Origin of the sequence: Pedobacter terrae (assembly GCF_900100705.1) — a bacterium.
Lineage (GTDB): Bacteria > Bacteroidota > Bacteroidia > Sphingobacteriales > Sphingobacteriaceae > Pedobacter > Pedobacter terrae.
Genome location: NZ_FNCH01000010.1, coordinates 87,130 through 104,640, shown reverse-complemented (window position 1 = coordinate 104,640; position 17,511 = coordinate 87,130). Strand labels below are relative to the sequence as shown.

11 protein-coding genes are annotated in these 17,511 nt (G+C 39.6%); 8 read left to right on the top strand and 3 right to left on the bottom strand.

Going from position 1 to position 17,511, the window contains the following annotated elements:
- The first annotated feature begins 143 nt into the window (after positions 1-143).
- Both BLR60_RS13970 and BLR60_RS13965 read left to right on the top strand, forming a co-directional pair.
- Positions 144-1,514 carry a YeiH family protein gene (locus tag BLR60_RS13970; RefSeq protein WP_090500870.1) on the top strand — a complete coding sequence of 457 codons (1,371 nt, stop codon included), beginning with the start codon at positions 144-146 and terminating at the stop codon, positions 1,512-1,514.
- A gap of 312 nt (positions 1,515-1,826) precedes the next feature.
- A complete protein-coding gene (locus BLR60_RS13965) occupies positions 1,827-2,705 on the top strand; it encodes a sugar phosphate isomerase/epimerase family protein (RefSeq protein ID WP_090500868.1) in 879 nt (292 codons plus the stop codon).
- Between the two features lie 42 nt (positions 2,706-2,747).
- Here the strand turns inward: BLR60_RS13965 and BLR60_RS13960 are convergent, their stop codons facing one another.
- The 3 genes from BLR60_RS13960 to BLR60_RS13940 all read right to left on the bottom strand — a co-directional run bounded on the left by BLR60_RS13960 (position 2,748) and on the right by BLR60_RS13940 (position 6,285).
- Positions 2,748-3,365 carry a hypothetical protein gene (locus BLR60_RS13960; protein ID WP_143009087.1) on the bottom strand — a complete coding sequence of 206 codons (618 nt, stop codon included), beginning with the start codon at positions 3,363-3,365 and terminating at the stop codon, positions 2,748-2,750.
- A gap of 823 nt (positions 3,366-4,188) precedes the next feature.
- Complete coding sequence (locus tag BLR60_RS13945) at positions 4,189-5,325, bottom strand: sensor histidine kinase (RefSeq protein WP_090500860.1); 1,137 nt, start codon at positions 5,323-5,325, stop codon at positions 4,189-4,191.
- A gap of 234 nt (positions 5,326-5,559) precedes the next feature.
- The gene (locus tag BLR60_RS13940; RefSeq protein WP_090500857.1) at positions 5,560-6,285 is read right to left on the bottom strand and encodes a LytR/AlgR family response regulator transcription factor; all 726 of its coding nucleotides are present in this window, start codon (positions 6,283-6,285) and stop codon (positions 5,560-5,562) included.
- 434 nt (positions 6,286-6,719) lie between these two features.
- Here BLR60_RS13940 and BLR60_RS13935 point away from each other — a divergent pair, with 434 nt between their 5' ends.
- The 6 genes from BLR60_RS13935 (at position 6,720) to BLR60_RS13910 (ending at position 17,444) form a co-directional block, all read left to right on the top strand.
- A complete protein-coding gene (locus BLR60_RS13935; protein WP_090500855.1) occupies positions 6,720-7,724 on the top strand; it encodes an LLM class flavin-dependent oxidoreductase in 1,005 nt (334 codons plus the stop codon).
- Positions 7,725-9,011: 1,287 nt separating this feature from the next.
- The gene (locus BLR60_RS13930; RefSeq protein WP_090500853.1) at positions 9,012-9,575 is read left to right on the top strand and encodes an RNA polymerase sigma-70 factor; all 564 of its coding nucleotides are present in this window, start codon (positions 9,012-9,014) and stop codon (positions 9,573-9,575) included.
- A 63-nt stretch (positions 9,576-9,638) separates the two neighbouring features.
- Positions 9,639-10,583 (top strand): FecR family protein, encoded by a 945-nt coding sequence (locus BLR60_RS13925; protein ID WP_090500851.1) that lies wholly within the window; start codon positions 9,639-9,641, stop codon positions 10,581-10,583.
- Between the two features lie 122 nt (positions 10,584-10,705).
- Complete coding sequence (locus tag BLR60_RS13920; protein ID WP_244155660.1) at positions 10,706-14,050, top strand: SusC/RagA family TonB-linked outer membrane protein; 3,345 nt, start codon at positions 10,706-10,708, stop codon at positions 14,048-14,050.
- Positions 14,051-14,061: 11 nt separating this feature from the next.
- Entirely contained in the window at positions 14,062-15,585 is a 1,524-nt protein-coding gene (locus BLR60_RS13915; protein ID WP_090500849.1) for a RagB/SusD family nutrient uptake outer membrane protein, read from the top strand.
- A complete protein-coding gene (locus BLR60_RS13910) occupies positions 15,579-17,444 on the top strand; it encodes an alkaline phosphatase (protein WP_244155659.1) in 1,866 nt (621 codons plus the stop codon). The genes BLR60_RS13915 and BLR60_RS13910 overlap by 7 nt, the downstream gene beginning before the upstream one ends.
- Positions 17,445-17,511 lie beyond the last annotated feature (67 nt).

Here is a 17,511-nt window from a genome sequence, read left to right as displayed (position 1 = left end):
ATTTGTTACGGATAAAATCCTGTTGAATAAGTATTTTAGTTGGATATTGGGTAACGGTTTATCGCAATAAAATCATATAGCTTGGTACAGGCTGCCGAATGCAATAAGTATTTTTATAACTGAAATCAAATTAACATCATATTATGTCGAGCAGAAACCATGCAGCCGATAGCAGTGGAGCCTTAACAGATGCCGGAATAAGCGTTGATAAGAAGACGTTTTTACAATTACTTACCGAAGATTGGTGGGCAGTTATATTGGGATCAATTATTATCGCTACCGTACTTTATTTAACCAGCAATGGAATCGTAATCAGTTTACCTACATTTAAATGGGCAAACAGTGAAGACCTTTTAGCGAAGATATTATCGGCAGCTAATTTATTGTTGATTGCTGAAATGGGCTTGATTTTTCTGGCCTTAGCTTCAGTAGCTATAGGTTTATCAGGAGGGAATGTCGGTCGGTTTGCTGGTGGCTTTGCACTTATTTATCTGTTAGCCATCGTATCCTTTATTATCGGAGGTAATAAAAGTGTGTCCTATTTTGGGCTGGAGTATGTGGTATTTGCATTGCTTATTGGTATCGCATTAGGTAATCTAATCAAATTGCCTTCCTGGCTAAAAGAAGCGGTACGATCTGAGTTTTATATTAAAACAGGTTTGGTAATATTGGGAACAACTATTTTATCGGCTGATCTCATCAAGGCTGGTTTACCTGGTATCATACAAGCGGTTATTGTGGTTACAGTAGTTTGGTTTTTTTCGATGTGGTTAAGCCGAAAGTTAAAAGTTGATGATGAATTTGGTGTGATATTAGCCTCAGCGGTATCCATCTGCGGGGTATCTGCAGCAATTGTTGCTGCAGGAGCCATTAATGGCGATAAACGTAAATTATCTTACGTAACTACTTTGGTATTGATTATGGCTATCCCGATGATGATCATTTTGCCTTGGGCGGTAAAGTATTTTCATATACCTGAAGTAATTGGAGGCGCATGGCTGGGTGGAACTTTAGATACGACAGCAACCGTAACTGCAGCAGGAGATTTGGTTGGGCCCATAGCGGTTAAAGCAGGTGTTATTGCTAAGTTTTCGCAAAATGTTTTTATTGGTGTTGCTGCTTTTTTTATTGCAATATGGTGGGCTTATAAAAATCCTAAAAGTGAGGATGGAGTAGCGCTTAAAGCAGAACGGCCGGGATTGAAAATTGTGTGGGAGCGATTTCCGAAATTTGTATTGGGCTTTGTTGCAGCATCTTTAGTATTTTCTTTTCTATTATCTCCTGCAACTGCAAAAAGTGTGGGGCCAACTTTAAATGGTCTGCGTACTGTTTGGTTCGCCATCGCGTTTATTTCCATTGGGATGGAAGCTAAATTTTCATCATTGGTAAAACTTCAGGGAGGTAAACCCGCCTTTACTTTCGTTACAGCACAAATATTCAATATATTTTGGACCCTTTTATGGTCGTATATTTTATTTGGCGGATATTTATTACCTGTACCGGATTTTAAATAGGGGAGGAATTGGTTTTTACGCTATCATTGACAGATTTAAAAAATCTCCGTCATTTCGACTGAAGCGCAGCGAAATGGAGAAATCTTCGAACTGGTTAACTATGTTAAGAGATTTTGCTTCGCAGAGCCTTCAGGTTCTATGCTGTGGTCGAAATTAAAAGCCTACCACGTTTTATAGGATGAATTATGCTCGTAATTACAATTTCTAATGATATCTTTAAGCAGGAATTCTAAAAATGCTGGTGTATTTATTAATAAATCAGACAAGGGGAAATCTTGAGATTTACTTTTTTTGACCAAATGATTGAATAATATGAGAATAGCAAATTATACTTTTCCAGTTCTTTTTATTTGCCTGATTTATGCCATTTTTTGTGGCTATATTTCAGATAAACAGGTTTATCCGCGTTTAGGCATTGTGTCTGGTTTGGCGCATGATAGTTTAGCTTATGCTTCAGGTTTTAAAATGATTGGAGAATCGGTTCCGAAGCTGCTTTCACCTGCATTAACAGATGAGCAGTTTAAGGCTAATTTGAAAAAGATCAGCTCAGCCAAATGTAAAGTGTTGAGCTGTAATCTTTTCTTTCCGTCGGGTATGAAAATTGCTGGCCCCGATGTAGATGAGGAGAAAGTGTTAGCTTATACCGAAACTGTTCTTTCAAGAGCCGGACGGGCAGGTGTTAAATTTATCGTGTTGGGCAGTTCTGGCGCGAGGCGTATTCCGGTAGATTATGATGTTGTTAAGGCAAAATCTGATTTTGTTGGTCTATGTAAAAAACTGGCTCAAATTGCAGGTAAACATAAGGTTACCATTTTGCTGGAAAACCTCGAAACTACTGAAACGAACTTCATCACCTCGTTAAAGTCAGCAGCGGAGATGGTAACCCGGGTTAATCACCCCAATTTCAGACTTAACGCTGATATATTTCATATGATGCGTGAAGGGGAGTCTCCGAATGAAATTATTGAGGCCGGTAAATGGATTGCATTTTCAGAAGTTGCCGAAAAACAAAACAGATCATTACCTGGTGTGATGGGCGATGATTTTAAACCTTATTTACGGGCGTTGCACAAAATAAATTATAAAGGATTTATTTTCATAGAAGGCAGCATCAAAAATGCGGATAATGAAATACCGCTTGCTTTCGAATATCTTTCTGCTCAGATTGCAGCAGTATATTCAGAAAGATAACAAATTGATGATGCGCCGTCTGTTATAGATATAGCCCTGGCATTATTTCGTTAATGATAGCAGCGATTGCATGTTTAAATTTTTTGCAGCTTTATCAATGTTTGGTAAACGCATTTTAGCCACATTTGCTTCAACGGCTAATGATGGGTTTTCGTTTTTGGTAAGTGCGGCTATGTCCCTCACCGTGCTTGAGAACATTTTAAGTGTTAACATGAATTGACGGTCGATATACCAGATCTTTTGAGTATTAGTTTTTGGATCAATGTATTCGTGATTTAAACGCTCACTTTGTTCGAATTGGATGCTGTCTAAAAGAACCAGTTTTGCTGTGATTTGGTTCAATACTGAATCTGAAAGATTTAAGCCCTCGATACCTGTTAACCTATTGTTTTTTATATGATAATCTAAACCATTAAAATTAATGATACTTGGATTACTTCTATTGATGATGTATTCTGCCTTTGGAAAATTGTTGTTTGAACGGTTTTTATTAAATGCAATGCGCTGATCAGCTAGTCGCTCCAGTATCTCATTACCGTTTACTTTTTCGATTTGCCCGTTGATATTTGATTGTATGGTGGTTTGCTTATTTTGAGCAAGAACAATCGATGAGCCAGATAATGAGGTGATTAGAAAAAATGCAAGAGAGAGTGGTTTCATAATTTTCATGGCGCAAAAGTACGAACTTATTCCGTAAATTATTTTTTGTGTATATTTAATATTACGTTTTTAATGTCTTTTTAACATTTTTTAGTTGATAAAAATCAATTTTATTAATTATTGCTTAACATTTAAAATATATGCATCGTATATGGCTTAACAGTTTAAAATTTTGTGAGCTAAATTTCTTGTAGATTGGAACCAAATCGTACATTTTTTGCTTTGGAAGTCGTTCGATATTTTGCTTTTGTGATATTTGTAATCACACCATAATGATGATCGAACTCGACTTTTTCTTCAATTTGCCTAGTGGAGATATCAAACATTTTCAGCTTAAAGTTTAAGGAGACTGAACCCTGACTGTGTTCGTGCATGATCAGGAACTGGGAAGGATAATAAAAGAAAGGGAGGGGTGGAAACAACTTTCAGGCAATGTATTACCTGAAGAACTGATGCATCGCATGGGATTGTTTATTGATGAACAGCAGCATCAGTATTTACCAGATCAAATCAAATGGAGGTGGCCAGCGCTTATTGAAGAAGTTATCGTAAACTCAGATGTTGAATATATAGTAATCTGCAAACCTTTTGCAAATTCAGATCGTTCGAAAAAATGTTTGAAGAATTTGTACCAGGTATGATAAAGGAAGAATGGGCAATCAATTTTAAAGTTTATAGTCACAATTTTGAAGAGGATTTTGTAAAGCAACTCCACCTTAGAAATGAAAAGCCCAGTTATTATGCTATTCAAAAATGGTAATTATGAATTAGGTTGGTATCTATGTAAGTTTAAAAGTAATTTTAATTTCTAATCATTAAATTGTTAAGCATGGATTTGCTCAGCTTTTGTAGTTTTAGGCACTATGTTTAGTACATTTAAAGAAATACTGATGCTTAGTGTATAAAAACCTTCTTCGTCAATTCCCGCAATCATTTCGGCATTTTGATGATAGGCATATTTTAACCGGTTGCTGATATTGTCCATTCCTGAGCCAAATCCTACTTTGCTTTTTATCAATCTCGGTAAATTACGGCTTTCGATATGCAGCTTGCCATCATAAGTGTAAACAGCTATGGTAGCCTTATTTTCTACATCATTAAGGTTTCCGTGCTTAAACATATTTTCTAAAATGGTAAGCAAAACCAGTGGAATGAGTTTGATTTCATCCAGATCAGGTCCGCTGGCTAGTTCAACATAAACTGCACCTTGTGTAATGTGGTGCAAAGCGATTAGGTTTTCGCATTGCGAAATTTCATCACTTAGATATACAAAACCCTCATTATGTTGTGTGTTGGCGGCAAAACGCATCATATCAGAAAGGTAGAGCATCACTTTGGCATCTTCAGGAGAGTGAGCACTTAGTTTTTGATGTACGAACTCAAATGTGTTAAAAAGCAGATGTGGATTAATCTGTGCTTTCATAAAAGCATTTTTAGACATGGCAAGTTCTTTCTCCATTTTCTCTTTCTCGATAAGCATTTGAAAACGTTGTTTCTCGATGCGTGATTTTTCGGTTTTTTCTTTAATGAACCGCTTTAAGAAATAATAACCTGTAGAAAAAAGAAGGAAAAATGAGCCTCTGTAAAGCACCTTCGCTATTCTGATTCTAAGACTTGGTAGTTCTCCAGGTAAAATATTGGTATAGGTATTTAGCAGAATATCGACACCTGTAACTATACCTAAATAAATCAAGATAGTAGATATCACAACCAGAGGAACTTTCCAAATTGCTCCGTTATGAAATGCTGTTGCTTTTTCCAGCAGTAGAGCATAGGTGTAAAACAAGGTGATATTAATTGTGTAATGAATAGCATAGTTACCAAAGGTACCGGCCATACCTGCCCAGTAAATAACCACCACGGTTTCCCAGATTATAAATACAGACCATGCAATTAAATGTATCCGGTGGGTACCTAGCCAGCTTTGTAACATTTTCATGGTCCTTTTTAATCTATTCATAAAGACTTATTTACTATCTGTGTAACAACTAAAGTTATAGGGCGCTATCGCTGCTAGTTTTCGAAAAAAAAATAATTATGAAAACTCAAAAACTAGCTAAAAAAACACTTTTTGTATTTAAAAAAAAACCAAGTAGAAAGATTAATCTTCCAACAACGATATCTGATCCAACTACTGTATCGCTTACTACAAGTACGGGTCTCCATTTATGATGGAATGTTTTATCGGTAGCCGTTATTTTTTACGGCTACTGATGATTAACTTTTCGGAAATAAAACTTTTAAATTCATGATGATAAATATCCCCTACAGTAAAGCTAATGTGGTTATTCATGGTTATCCTAGTACCATCTATGTACAAAATTTTATCAATGGCCACAATATAACCACGGTGTAGCTGTATAAAACCTTTTTTTATACTAAGCTGTTCCCGAACGTCTTTCAAACTCAAATAAGCAATAATTACTTTAGTTACCGTGTGTAATTTAATGTAATTATGAAAACTTTCGAAGGCTATAATGTCCTCATATTTAACCATTACTGCACGGTGTTCTTCTTCCTTATTTTTAACCAGAAAATATTCTTCATTGGTACCGCCCATCATTTCATGCCCAAAAAGCCGGGTAATGGTAGTGGCAAATTTAGCATAGCTATATGGTTTAAGCAAATATGCATCTCCTGCGGCTTCAAAAGCATCAAAAGCATACTGTTCGTGTGAGGTGGTGAAAATGAGTTTCCTGGTTCTAAAGCGGATGGCTTTGGCCAGTTCGAGCCCAGAAATTTGGGGCATTTCTACATCCATAAAAATCACATCTACCGTTTCTGAGCTGGCCAGCTCCCTTAAAGCAGTAACTGGATCTGTAAATTGCTGTACTAGCCGCATGTTTGGTGTATCTTCTATATATTTTTGTAGCCCGGCTAAGGAACTATACTGGTCGTCTATGGCTATGCACTTAATCATCTTCAAATATCTGGTTCTCTTATAACGAAATTACGCCTTTTTGTAACGAAAATGGTACTGTCTGTACGCAATTATTTTAAATTTTACCCCTTTTTGTTAATTTAACATGAATACTGTTAATTAAGTTACCTGATGCTTGCAATAGCTACAATCCATAAATATTCTAGAATAAGGGTATAACGACTTTAATTGATTTTCTAATCAATATAACAAGTTTAATTAAATTAAGAGCGTATGCCCATCTGTTTGTTACCAGAATATACAAAGTCCTACACCGCTGTAATTGGTGCTGTCTGATTAAGCCATTTCGTTTTTGAATGACGTTTGTTATGTTTATTAGTGTTATGTTGGATAAACGTCATATGTAATTCGTTTAAGCCAAACTTGGTTTTAATAACGATATTTTTGCAGACACAGATTTATCCTTTTAATTTATGGCTGATCACTTATTGAAAAATATACCTTATTCCGTTCTCGATCTTGCAACCGTTTTAGATGGTTTTACTGCTGCAGATACCTTTAAAACAAGTCTTGATGTAGCTAAGCAATCTGAAACTTTAGGCTATACACGTTACTGGTTTGCAGAACATCATAATATGGCGGGAGTAGCCAGTTCCGCACCGGCAGTACTTATTGGTTATATTGCTGGTAATACCACTAGCATCCGCGTAGGCTCTGGTGGTATTATGCTACCCAACCATGCGCCCTTAATTGTGGCAGAGCAATTTGGAACATTGGCTTCGCTTTACCCTAATCGCATTGATCTGGGATTGGGCAGGGCACCTGGAACCGATCAGGTTACGGCAATGGCTATCCGTGGCGAAAACTTTAATGCTGTTCATAGTTTTCCGAGAGATATTGAGAAATTACAACAATTTTTCTCTGCCGGTAATAACCGGGCAAGTGTGAGGGCCATGCCAGGAGAGGGTTTGGATATTCCAATCTGGATTTTAGGTTCGAGTACGGATAGCGCACGCTTAGCTGCAGAAAAAGGACTTCCTTATGCTTTTGCCAGTCATTTTGCGCCAACCTATTTCGAACAGGCAGTTTCCATTTATAAAAATAACTTTAAACCATCGCAATTTTTGCACGAACCTTATGTAATGGCCTGTGTAAATGTAGTTGCTGCGGATACCGATGAAGAAGCAGAGCGGTTATCAAGTTCGGTAAAACGGATGTTCCTTGGCGTGATTACAGGTAAGCGAGAATTGCTCAAACCAGCTGTTGACGATATTAATATGTATTGGGATCGTATGGAAAAAGAAGCAGTAGAGCAGATGTTGTATTATTCTTTTATTGGTAGTGCCCAAACCATTAAAGAAAATTTAGAAGCATTTGTTACCAAATATGGTGTAAACGAGATCATGAGCACTTCGCATATTTACGATCATCAGGCAAAATTGCATTCGAATAAAATTTTTGCGGGGTTGTTTGGGTAAAAGATTGATCGTCATTTCGAGGGGAGTGCAGCCTCATCGGGAAATCTATCTAGGTAGATCTCTCCATTCCGTTGCACTCCAGTTGAGCTGGTTTTATTGGGGATGTCGAAAATTTGCGCAGAATCCAGTCCATTTTCCATCGTTCACCACAGAGTTCATAGAGAAAGATCACAGAGGACACAAAGTTAGTCCGATACAAGTGCCACGGCAATCTTCTTAAATCTCCTGGGCTAATAGGTTAATGTTCCCGCAGATATCGCCGATGCGCACAGAATCCAGTCCATTTTCCATCGTTCACCACAGAGTTCATAGAGAAAGATCACAGAGGACACAAAGTTAGTCCGATACAAGTGCCACGGCAATCTTCTTAAATCTCCTGGGCTAATAGGTTAATGTTCCCGCAGATATCGCCGATGCGCACAGAATCCAGTCCATTTTTCATCATTCACTACAGCGTTCACAGAGAAAGATCACAGAGGACAAAAAGTTAGTCCGATACAAGTGCCACGGCAATCTTCTTAAATCTCCTGGGCTAATAGGTTAATGTTCCCGCAGATATCGCCGATGCGCGCAGAATCCAGTCCATTTTCCATCATTCACTACAGCGTTCATAGAGGAAGATCACAGAGGACACAAAGTCAGTCCGATACAAGTTCCACGGCAATCTTCTTAAATCTCCTGGGCTAATAGGTTAATGTTCCCGCAGATATCGCCGATGCGCACAGAATCCAGTCCATTTTCCATCGTTCACCACAGCGTTCATAGAGGAAGATCACAGAGGACACAAAGTTAGTCCGATACAAGTTCCACGGCAATCTTCTTAAATCTCCTGGGCTAATAGGTTAATGTTCCCGCAGATATCGCCGATGCGCACAGAATCCAGTCCATTTTCCATCGTTCACCACAGCGTTCATAGAGGAAGATCACAGAGGACACAAAGTTAGTCCGATACAAGTTCCACGGCAATCTTCTTAAATCTCCGGGGCTAATAGTTAATGTTCCCGCAGATATCGACGATGTGCGTGGAACCATGTTCATTTTCCATCTTACATTTAACCACCGAGTTTACAGAGAAAAAATCACAGAGGACACAAAGTTATTGAGATACAATTTTCGCGGTAGTCTTCTTAAATCTGCGGGAACTAATCGCTTAATGTCCCACAAATATCGCTAATGCGCACAGAATCCTGTCCATTTTAAATTTTCCATCATCACTTACACTTTAAGATTTGTTAATAATAAGGGAATATTGAGCTGGTAGCTTTGCTGCGAAAAAAGCGGTATCCCTTGAGCGAAACTTTACTTTCATCTTTACAGCGCGGAAGCCACCAGGCCATGGAAAAAATCTATCAGTTTTATTGGGAAGATATTTTTGATGCTGCGCTGAAAAAAACGGGTGATGAAGCTCTTGCACAAGATATTACCCAGGAGATTTTTATTTCGCTCTGGGAAAACCGCAAAACGATTAACATCTCCGGAAGCCTCGGTGCTTATCTACATGGAGCTGTAAAATATAAAGTGATTAATTATTTCAGGTCGGGCGGTATTAAAGAACAGCACCAAACTGCACTTACAGCCTTAATGCATGAGCAGCATACTGCTGCCGCCGATGATAAACTCATTTTAAAAGAGCTGCACTTAGCGGTAGATACCGCCGTTGCATTATTGCCCGAAAAAATGCAATTGGTATTCTCCATGAGCCGAAAACAGGAGAAATCCATCAAAGAAATCGCTGCCGAACTCGGCGTTTCTGTGCAGACGGTAAAAAATCAGATCTCAGCAGCATTAAAACTTCTTAAAAAAAGCCTATCCTATATTCTTTTAATGGCTGCTTTGATCGGCTTAACATAAAGTTAATCTATAGATAACATTTTTGGTTAGTACCCATCTGCTTTTCAACTGACATGTATTTAAATGACAGAAGAACAGGCAAAGGAACTGCTGCAGAAATATCTCGATCAGCAGGCAAGTCCGCAAGAGCAAAAAAAGGTTGAAGAATGGTATGCCACGCTCCATGTAAAAGATGTGGTAGTACCTGCCGACCGGAAAGCGGCGATAGGCGCGCAAATGTTTGCCCAACTTCAGCTTGCTATGCGCGATGACTCGAAAACTGGCAAAGTATTCAAACTCCAATCTTTCATTAGGATCGCCGCCGCCGTATTCCTTATCCTCACCATAGGAATAAGTGTTTGGAAATTGAATACTAAAGTGCCATCTGAAAATCAGGTAACCGTATTTAACAGAAGTAAGCAGCAGAAGCGAATTACTTTGTCAGATGGTTCGGTAGTTTTGTTAGGTCCGTCAGCAAAACTCTGTTACCCTAAAACATTCGCATCAAACAGCCGTCAGATTGAGCTAAAGGAAGGTGAAGCTTTTTTTGATATTGCTCATCAGGAAAAAAGACCTTTCACCGTACATACAAGCGCTGGGGTAAACATTAAAGTTTTAGGAACCTCTTTTAAAGTTAAATCTTATCAGGCCAGTAAACAGCTTGAGGTTGCCGTTATTACCGGTAAAGTTGCGGTAAGCAATCTAAAAGGTGCCTTGGGTACGCTGGTTAAAGATGAGTTTTTAACTTGTAATAAAAATAACGGTTGTGCTGCCATCAGTAAAATCAAAGCGCCTGCTTTTATCGGATTTGCTTTTGACGGTGCCAGTCTCGATCAGGTGATTGCCAAGCTCCAATATGTTTATAGCATTAAAATTTTGTTGAGCGATAGCGGTTTGGGGAAACTTAAAACTACTGCCTCTTTCAGTAGCAAACAATCGCCCGAAGAGATTTTGGATATTATCTGCAGTCTGCATCACCTCAAATTCAATGCATCAAAAAATCATAAAACATTTAATATATACAGATGAGATAGGGATATGATATAGAACTATGTACGGTTACCGGTCAGACCGGATTACTGCAATCTTTCTTCCTGGCAAAACGCCAGTATAATTAAAGCTTTAAAAAATAAAATCAAACAAATTAAGCAATGAAAACAACCTCCGCTAAGCGGACACCAGCTCTTTACAAGATCATGAAATACTCATGTTTAACATTTACCATCCTCTGCATTTTTTGCAGCTCAATCCTTGCTTCGGCAGGTATGGCACAAAAGCTAGAGAAAACTACCGTTAGCCTCACTATCAATAAAGGCCGTAAGATGACCGAGATCATCAAAGAAATCGAATCCCGTACCGGGCTTAGTTTTGTATATGATCCAGATCAGCTGCAACAAAAAAATATGTTGGTAAGCGGCGATTTTACCACCGAGCCTGTAAGATCACTTTTAGACAGACTTGGTTTGCAGGTTTTAGAAAAAGGCGGATATGTGATTTTAAACAACGCCGTGATGAATAAACCAGATCGGATTGTGACAGGTATAGTACGCGATACAACAGGTTTGGCACTTCCAGGCGTTTCAGTTAAAGTATTGGGCACACAAAGTGGTACCATTACTGATGGAAACGGTGCTTATCGCATTGCCGTTGGTGCTGATGCGGTTTTATCATTCTCCATGATCGGTTACCAAACCAAAGAAGCAAAAGTAGGCAATGAACAGGTAATCAACATGGTTTTGAAGGAAGAACATTCTACACTTGCTGAAGTAGTAGTTGTGGGTTACGGTACACAGAAAAAAGAAACCTTAACCGGGGCAATTAGTATTGTTAGCCTTGATAAACTTTCTTCGCGTTCATTAAACAGCGTTGGTGAGGTATTGGCCGGAAAATCACCGGGTGTGATCGTAACCAATGAAGGCGGCGACCCAACTTCTGCACCACGTATCAATATCCGCGGCGCGGGTGGTATTAACGGAGAAAATGTGTTGTATGTAATTGACGGATCTATATTTTCGGGTACGCCACAGCTTAACCCTAACGATATCGAGTCGATATCCGTTCTCAAAGATGCATCTGCTGCCATTTACGGCGCGAGGGCTTCGGGCGGTGTGGTATTAATTACGACCAAAAGAGGCAAAAGCGGAAAAATGCAGATCAGTTTTGATGCTAAAGTAGGCCAACAGCGTGCCTGGAAAAAACTGGAGCCTTTAAATGCACAACAACGTGCACAAGTAGCAGCAACAGCCGCTAAAAATGGAGGTAGCAATCTTTTACCTTCTTTTGATCCGGCAAAATATCCTGATGGACAAATTACCCGCACCAACTGGATGGATGAGGTTTTTAGAACTGGATTGTTACAGGATTACAACGCAGCAATTAATGGCGGTAGCGAAAAATCTAACTATTACCTCAGTTTTAATTACCGTAATGCCGAAGGTATTGTGTTAAATACTAAAAGCAAACGTTACAATTTCAGGATAAATACCGAACATGAGGTGACCAATTGGTTAAAAGTGGGCGAAAACCTGTCGTATAGCAGTACCAACGGAAATGGTGCCAATACCAGCAGCGATTATACAGGTGCTTTACTTTCAGCCATTTATTATCCTACAAATGCTACACCGTACAATGCTGACGGTAGTTTCGCAGGTTTGCCAGGCCCTTATGCAGGGGATTATGGTGATATTGTTAATCCTGTTGCCGATTTAATGCGAATTGATATTAACAACCCTGTAAATGTGTTGGTAATTAATCCTTATGCCAATGTTAAACTGGCTAAAGGTTTAACTTTCAGGTCTAATTTAAGCATTACCAAAACAGACGCATCATTTAAAAGCTTTACACCTAAAAGACCTGAAGTAGGAAAGCCGGTATTAAGCAATAGTTTGGTAGAAAGCAGTAACCGTAACAGCGATTTCTTAGCAGAGCAGGTGTTAAACTATAAAGGTGCTTTTGGTAATCATCAAATTGATTTTACAGGCGGTTATTCATTTCAAAAAACACAGCTCCGTAGTTTATATGCCTCTGGGTCTGGTTTTGACGATGAATCAGTACAATACAGATATTTGATGAATGCCACGGTTATACAGCCTTCTTCGAGCGGTTATACTGCACAGGCGCTTTCGTCGCTTTTTTTAAGGGCAAACTACAATTATCGCGAAAAATACCTGGTCTCGTTAATCGGTCGCCGTGATGGATCATCTTTGCTCTCTAAAAATAACAGAACCAGAAATTATGGTTCGGCTTCGGTTGGATGGGTAATGAGCAAAGAAGATTTTCTTAAAGATGTAAGTTGGCTAAATGAACTGAAATTAAGAGGTAGCTATGGTTTTCTTGGTAATTTAGGAGCACTTACCTCTGATGCGGTTAATCCATTATTAATGCCAACGCAAAGTTATTTCGGACAAACGCCAACTTTACAAAATGGTTATGTTCAAACAGTTTTGGCCAATCCTAACATAGCGTGGGCAGAATCTAAACAAACCAATTTTGGTGTTGATGTAGCGGTATTGGGACGTTTAAATCTTACTGCAGATTATTTTATTAAAGAAATTGATAAAATGATCCTGACCAGGACATTGCCTGGGACGGCAGGTTTAAATACGCAGATCATTAACGCAGGTAAGGTAAGAGATAAAGGCATTGAACTAGGATTAACTTATAACAGCGATAAAAATGCAGCCTTCACTTACTCGGTAAACGCAACTTTAACGAAAGTAAATAACAAAATAGAAGAACTTATACCGGGTATAGAAAACCAGGTGGTATCCACCAATTTCCGTAACGAGGTTGCACCGTTGACCAATAGGGTTGGACAGGCACTCTACAGTTACTATGTGTTAAAAACCGATGGTATTTTTCAAAGCCAGGCAGAAGCTGATAACTATAAAAATGCGAAAGGTCAAAAAATTCAGCCGAATGCAAAAGCGGGTGATTTTAAATTTGTAGACATCAACGGCGATGGATCTATTGATAGCAAAGACCGTTATTTTGCAGGCAGTGCCTATCCTGATTTCTCTTACGGATTGAGTTTTAATGCAAGTTATAAAAACTTCGATTTCAATATTTTTGCTCAGGGTGTTCAGGGTAATAAGTTGTTTAATGCGGTAAAACGTACTACTTATAGTGCTTCCGGACCTTCCTATAACAAATTGATAGGTATTTTAGATGCCTGGTCGCCAGAGCATCCAGGTGGCAAAGTGCCGATAATTTCAACCAGCGATGCCAACGGAAACTTTGCAGCTTCTGATTTTTATGTAGAAGATGGCTCTTACCTGCGTATCCGCAACGTAACCTTGGGTTATAGTTTGCCGAAATCGATCGCTGGTAAATTAAAAACAGGCGGTGTAAGAATTTATGCTACGGCAAATAATCTTTTCACTATTACCAAATATTCAGGTTTTGATCCCGAAATCGGAATGGACAACAACGGAGTAGATGTTGGTCGTTATCCTCAAGCCAGAAGTTTTATCCTGGGTTTAAGCGTAAATTTATAATCATAACAACAATGAAAAAGAATTTAAAATACATGGCATTTGCCGCCCTTGCTGTTTTCTCTTCGTGCACAAAACAGCTTGACATTACACCAGAGGGTTCTCCATCTGCACAAAATTTCTGGAAAACTAAAGAGGATGCATTGAAAGCTGAAGGCGGAATGTACGAACTTTATAATGCGGAAGATTTTTACGGCCGCGGGATGTTCTGGTTTATCAATGCCAGCGATGATATGGTTACCGGCCGTAACAAGCCCGAGGCCGATAACATTAAAAACTTTAACCGCACTTATGTAGGCGGTGGTTATACCGAAACGCAGTGGAGTATGCGTTATGCCATTATCAAACGTGCCAATGATATCATCAACAATGTACCTAACATCAGTATGGATGAAAGTTTAAAGAAGCAGATTGTTGGCGATGCTTATTTTAATGCAGGTCTAGTTTATTTCCAGCTGGCCGCAAATTATGGAAATGATAAAGCAGGTGTACCAATTGTTAAACCCGAAACAGACGCATCTCAGCCAATTCCCCGCGCCAGCAATGTAAATGAAAACTATGATTATATTATTTCGCTTCTTTTAAAAGCTGCCGATAACCTTCCATTTTTTTCGGCAATGAAACCTGCTGATTATGGCAAAGCACATAAGACAGCTGCATGGGCTTACCTATCTAAGGTTTACCTGTTTAAAAAAGATTATGCCAATGCCGCTAAATATGCCGATATGGTTATTACTTCAGGTCAGCATGATTTAATTAATACGGGTTTTGCTGATGTTTTTAAGGCGTCAAACAATTGGTCCAAAGAATATATCTGGTCGGTAGTTTGTACACCAAGCGGTGGCGGAACAGGCTGGGGAAGCAAGTTACCTGGTGTAATGTTAACCAACAAAGCATGGGGCATTTATAACGGATGGGGTTATTATCTGCCAACCAAAGAACTTTACGATTCTTACGAAGCCGGCGATCAACGCAGGGAAGCGACCATTTTGAAACCCGGCGATAAATTTATGTTTTTTGGTGCCGAGCGTAGTTTTACCAAAGATGGTGGCGCAACGTCAAATTACCAGTTTAAAAAATATATGGAGCCGTTTTCTTACGCTAACCCGATTCCAACACACGTTAACCCTAACGGCGATAATGGAACCAAGGATTTAAATGTGCCTCTAATGCGTTATGCTGAGGTACTGCTGATCAAAGCTGAAGCTGCAATTAACCTGAGCGGTGCAGGAGCGGGAGATACCGAACTAAACAAAATCAGGCTTCGTGCAGGTTTAGGTGCCAAAACAGGAATGACTATGGAAGACCTTAAACGCGAACGCCGTAATGAGCTTGCCGGAGAATGGGCAGATCGTCACCGCGATTTAGTAAGATGGGGCGATGCGCAAGCTACATATGCTAAACCCTTGCATGATTACGATGGAACTGCAATCTGGCCGGCAAGAACTTTTAACCCACAGGTACACGATGTTTGGGCGGTACCACAGAGAGAAATTGATAATAGTGCTGGCGTAATTAAACAAAATCCAGGATGGTAAAAAAAATAGGGATAAACTTTGCAGTGCTGGCCTTTATGCTGGGGCTGCAAAGTGCCTCTGCCCAGGTGAGGCTAAACGCCAACCGTGGACATAGCCATAATGATTATAAGCAGGAAATTCCGCTTCTAACGGCATATTATGCTGAAATGGGATCTATTGAGGCAGATGTGTTTTTAAAAGATGATGAATTATATGTTGCACACGAAGCTGCAGAAATTAAGCCAGGTTTTACACTTAAAAAAATATACCTCGATCCGCTGGCCCGGTTTTTTAAAGCAAAAGGGAATCATCCTTACACTAATGCAGCCCTAAAACTGCAGCTGGTGGTTGATGTAAAAGAAAATTACCAGCACGTGCTTCCGGTATTGCTAAAAGAACTTGAAAGTTATGCCGAGGTATTCGATGCAAAAAAGAATGCCAATGCGATCAAAGTGGTAATTAGTGGCGATATGCCTGCCCCAGCTGATTTTAAAAATTATGATGAGAAATTATCTTTTGATGGCAGGCCCACAATCCCTTATACCGATGCGCAATTGGCCAGGGTGGCGATGATCAGCGATGATTTGAAAAATCATACCGTATGGAATGGAAAGGGCAACCCGACCAAAACGGATGAAGCAAGGATGAGAGCGATTATCACACAGGCGCATCAAAAGGGCAAACCTTTCCGCTTCTGGGCCTCACAGGATAGTCCGAATACCTGGATTGTACTCGAAAGGCTTGGCGTAGACTGGATAAATACCGATAAACCAACTAAACTGAGAGATTTTTATCTACATCAGGATAAATTGACTTATACCAATCCCCAACCGTATACACCTTATACACCAACATACAAAACCGACGGACAAAACAGGGCGCCAAAAAAAGTCATTTTGTTAATCGGTGATGGAATGGGACTGGCTGCCATCCATGCTGGTTTGATTGCCAATCATGGCGATCTGAACATGGCCAGGTTCCATTACATTGGCTTTTCTGAAACCGCCGCTGCTGATGCCGGAAATACTGATTCGGCCGCGGGTGGAAGTGCGATGGCCATTGGTTATAAAACCAATAACCGTTACATTGGAATGGGACCTGATGATCAGAATAAAATTAATTTGGTTGATACTTTATCTCTGTTTGGGATCAAAAGTGGTATCATCACCGCAGGCGATCTTACTGATGCCACACCAGCCGTATTTTATGCACATCAGCTTGATCGTTCTTACAACGGCGCAATCGCGAATGATCTGTTAAACAGCAAGGCCGAAGTTTTAGTCGGTTCTAACCGCAAAGCTTTCGAGCAGAATAAAAACAGCAGGCTTTTGGCAGATCTAAAAACTAAAGGTTTTCAGGTAACCAATAGCTTAACTGATTTTGAAAAGCAGCAAGAAGGTAAACAATTGGTTTTGTTGGATGATTCGGCTACCCGACCCATTATGAAAGGTCGGGGCGATATGCTCAAAAAATCCCTATCGCACACCATGCAGATTTTATCGAAAAACAAACCTGGTTTCTTTATCATGGCCGAAGGTGCACAGATTGATTACGGTGGACATACCAACGATCTGCCTTATCTTGTTTCCGAATTGCATGATTTCGATCGTACCATTGCCGAAGCACTGCGCTTTGCTGATGAGGACGGGGAAACATTGGTTATTGTAACTGCCGATCATGAAACGGGTGGATTAACCCTTTTAGACGGTGATGCTGAAAAAGGAATGGTAAGGGGTGAATTTAGCACCAACGATCATACCGGGATCATGGTTCCGGTTTTCGCCTATGGCCCAGGCGCACAAAATTTCAGCGGTGTTTATCCCAACAATCAAATTTTTCATAAAATCATCAGGGCTTATCGCCTGGCAAAAGCTAAATAAGTAAAATAAGGCGGATATGCCTTTATAGCGGTGCCTGTTCCTACTACAGCGCCGCTTTTTTCTTCTT

Coding starts and splice junctions, on each gene's coding strand:
- BLR60_RS13970 (WP_090500870.1), top strand. CDS start 144: ATGTCGAGCAGAAACCATGCAGCCGATAGCAGTGGAGCCTTAACAGAT.
- BLR60_RS13965 (WP_090500868.1), top strand. CDS start 1,827: ATGAGAATAGCAAATTATACTTTTCCAGTTCTTTTTATTTGCCTGATT.
- BLR60_RS13960 (WP_143009087.1), bottom strand. CDS start 3,365: ATGAAACCACTCTCTCTTGCATTTTTTCTAATCACCTCATTATCTGGC.
- BLR60_RS13945 (WP_090500860.1), bottom strand. CDS start 5,325: ATGAATAGATTAAAAAGGACCATGAAAATGTTACAAAGCTGGCTAGGT.
- BLR60_RS13940 (WP_090500857.1), bottom strand. CDS start 6,285: ATGATTAAGTGCATAGCCATAGACGACCAGTATAGTTCCTTAGCCGGG.
- BLR60_RS13935 (WP_090500855.1), top strand. CDS start 6,720: ATGGCTGATCACTTATTGAAAAATATACCTTATTCCGTTCTCGATCTT.
- BLR60_RS13925 (WP_090500851.1), top strand. CDS start 9,639: ATGACAGAAGAACAGGCAAAGGAACTGCTGCAGAAATATCTCGATCAG.
- BLR60_RS13920 (WP_244155660.1), top strand. CDS start 10,706: ATGAAAACAACCTCCGCTAAGCGGACACCAGCTCTTTACAAGATCATG.
- BLR60_RS13915 (WP_090500849.1), top strand. CDS start 14,062: ATGAAAAAGAATTTAAAATACATGGCATTTGCCGCCCTTGCTGTTTTC.
- BLR60_RS13910 (WP_244155659.1), top strand. CDS start 15,579: ATGGTAAAAAAAATAGGGATAAACTTTGCAGTGCTGGCCTTTATGCTG.